Raw genomic sequence first — 2,724 nt, forward strand, 5'->3', positions numbered from 1 at the left:
AGCAGGTCGAACTGATCGAGGACGTAGCCGAACGCGATGAGCGCCAGGAAGATGCCGCCGAGGATCGAGAGGTGCGATCGGGCCGGTCGCGCGAGGGCGAGCGCGTTGCGCGCCGAGACGCCGATGTCCGCGCCGGCGAGCGGCTGGGTCACGACCCCGATGACGCCGCGCGCGACGTACAAGCCGACGACGCCGATGGCGATGAGCACGACCGCCGCGAGGAGCCACCCGCGGACGAACTCGAGCACCGGCAGGGTGAAGAAGTAGAAGCCGATGTCGCGGCCGAAGACCGGATCGGTCGTGCCGAACGGCACCGCGTTCAGCCACCGGAGCAGCGAGTCCCATTCGTCACCGCCGGCGAGGCCGAAGAAGAACGCCGGGACCAACAGGAGCGGCATGAGCCGAAGCGTGAGCGCGAGCGCGCCGGCGCGCTTCGGCGCGTCAGTGTCGACGACGATGCGCGGGACCTGCGGCCGCAGCGCGACGTACAGGTTCGGCAGCGCGATGAGAAAGAAGGCGATGAGGAAGACGATGAACGCCCAGAAGCCCGCCGTGTACCGGCGGAGGTAGACGTCCTCGAGCCCGATGCTCCGGAACCACAGCAGGTCGGTCAGGAAGCCGACCAGCGGCGTGAACAGGAGCGGCACCAGGAAGAGGGCGAGGACGACGATCGTGATGACCGTCGAGAGGCGGTTCCGCGGGCGGCGGGGGCCCCGGGGGCTCCGGCGAAGCCCGGGCAGGTCGACGCGGGACCAGTCGATGTTCCCCCACTCGCCCCGACCGGGGCCGTTCCTCACCGCCTCACTCTAGGTGGCGGGCGGCCGGGCGACCGGTGACTCAGCGCGATGTCCGAACATCGGAGCGATGAAGCACATCGGGCCGGCTCTGATCGCGATCGGAGTGGTCTTCGCCGCGTGCACGGCGTCCGAGGTCGCGGCACCGAGCCCGAGCCCCAGCGCGACGCCGAGCGAGAGCCCAACCCCTTCGCCGACGCCGACCGACGCCGCGCCCACCGTCGCGCCGGGGACGACGCCGTTCCCGACGCCCGGTCCGACGATCACCCCCGGTAGCACTCGGGTCATCGGCACGATCCGCCACGCCGACGGCTCGCCCGCGGCGGGGATCTGCGTCGTGATCGAGAAAGGCCTTTGCCCGATCGGCACCGACGACCAGGGCGTGTGGTTCACGGACATCCCGAGCGGCCCGCTCAATTGGAACTTCATCTACAAGCTCAAGGTGGATGGCGCGGAAGCCGGCCGGCAGCTCGTGCTCGGGACCACCGGCGGCGAGCTGCGTCTCCCCGTCTACACGCTTACCGACTAGACACCCCGCCCGTTCGCTCGCCCGCCTAGAATTTTCCTCGAGCGGTGACGCTCATCGCGATGGGAATGGGATAGGGGCTCGAAGATGAAGCGTGTCTGGGCGACCGCGGCTGCCCTGCTGTTGATCGGCAGCGCGTGCACGTCCACCTTCGCGAAGGACAACCCGGCACTCTGCGGCGCCGACAAGATCCAGCTCGTGAAGGACTACGTCGCCAAGGACGGGCTCACCCCGCAGGCCGCGGCCGACAAAGCCGGCACCGACGCCCGCTGCCTGAGCACCGACGAGACGACCCAGGCCCAGGCGACCTTCGCGGCGTTCAAGGCCCAGCAGGCCGCCGCGACGACCGCGCCGCCGACGCAGGCGCCGACCGCGGCGCCGACGACCGCCGCGCCGACCGCGACGGCCACCCCGAGCCCGAGTCCATCACCGTCACCGACGCCATCGCCCACCGCGACGCCGACCGAGGCTCCGACCGAGCAGCCGGCGGCGACGCTTGGACCGACCGATGTGCCGGCGACGCCGAAGCCCGCGACGCCGAGCCCAACGCCCACTCCGACACCGTCACCGTCGCCGAGCCCGAGTCCGTCGCCGAGCCCGTCACCGACGCTCGCTGCAGGTGACGCGGGCTGGCCGGCCAAGAGCGTCGGCGCGATCCAGCCGAATGAGGCACCGATCACCGGACGCGTCGTGCACGCCAACGGCACCGCCGCCGGCCATCACTGCCTCATCCTGACGTCTGGCCCGTGCGCAGCGACGACCCTCGCCGACGGCACCTTCACCCTGAAGTTCGCCTCGGGCTTCGGTGCGGTCGCGATCAACATCATCGTCAAGGGCCAGTACAACGCGGCGACCGGCGACGGCCCGGTCGTCGGCAGCCAGACCATCACCATGAGCCCGACCGGGGTCAGCGGCCTCACGATCAACATCCCCTAGCCCTTACCGGTCCGCGAGCGCCTCGTTGAGCCAGCGCCAGGCCTGCTCGACGATCGCGGGATAGGTGTGCAGGTAGTACGGCAGCGCGATCAGCGCTTGCGATAGCGCCCAGCCCCGGCCGCGGGCCCACGTCGCGTCGTCGATGTCGAGCCGCTCGCGGAAGATCGGCCGCGTCTTCGCGTCGAGCACCGCCCACGCGACCTTCACGTCGCACGCGGGATCGCCGACGCACAGCGCGCCCCAGTCGAGCACCCCGCTGATCTTCCCGTCCCGCACGAGCAGGTTGCGCGCGTCGAGGTCGCCATGGATCCACACCGGCGGGCCGTCCCACTCCGGCGCCGCGAGCGCCTGCTCCCACGCTGCGGTCACGGCAGTGGCGTCGATCAGGTCGCCGAGCGCGACGATCCCGGCGCGCGTCGGCACATCGCGCGGGCGGAGCGAGCCACCGCGGCCTCCCGGTGGCGGACC

General features: G+C 71.4%; 4 protein-coding genes. 2 read left to right on the top strand and 2 right to left on the bottom strand.

The features are described from left to right. On the bottom strand, window positions 1–797 hold a 797-nt coding region (locus VIM26_RS13380; protein ID WP_331951961.1), incomplete at its 3' end, for a UPF0182 family protein. Window positions 798–864: 67 nt separating this feature from the next. On the opposite strand from VIM26_RS13380, the gene VIM26_RS13385 reads away from it, so the two are divergent. Continuing rightward, window positions 865–1,323, top strand: a complete 459-nt coding sequence (locus VIM26_RS13385; protein ID WP_331951963.1) for a hypothetical protein — start codon at window positions 865–867, stop codon at window positions 1,321–1,323. An 84-nt stretch (window positions 1,324–1,407) separates the two neighbouring features. Further along, a complete protein-coding gene (locus VIM26_RS13390; RefSeq protein ID WP_331951965.1) occupies window positions 1,408–2,256 on the top strand; it encodes a hypothetical protein in 849 nt (282 codons plus the stop codon). A gap of 3 nt (window positions 2,257–2,259) precedes the next feature. Here VIM26_RS13390 and VIM26_RS13395 read toward each other — a convergent pair. Beyond that, window positions 2,260–2,724 (bottom strand): phosphotransferase (locus VIM26_RS13395; protein WP_331951967.1); only part of this gene is annotated, 465 nt, incomplete at its 5' end.

The sequence above is a fragment of the Pengzhenrongella sp. genome (assembly GCF_036565025.1).
In the GTDB taxonomy this organism is placed as follows: domain Bacteria; phylum Actinomycetota; class Actinomycetes; order Actinomycetales; family Cellulomonadaceae; genus Pengzhenrongella.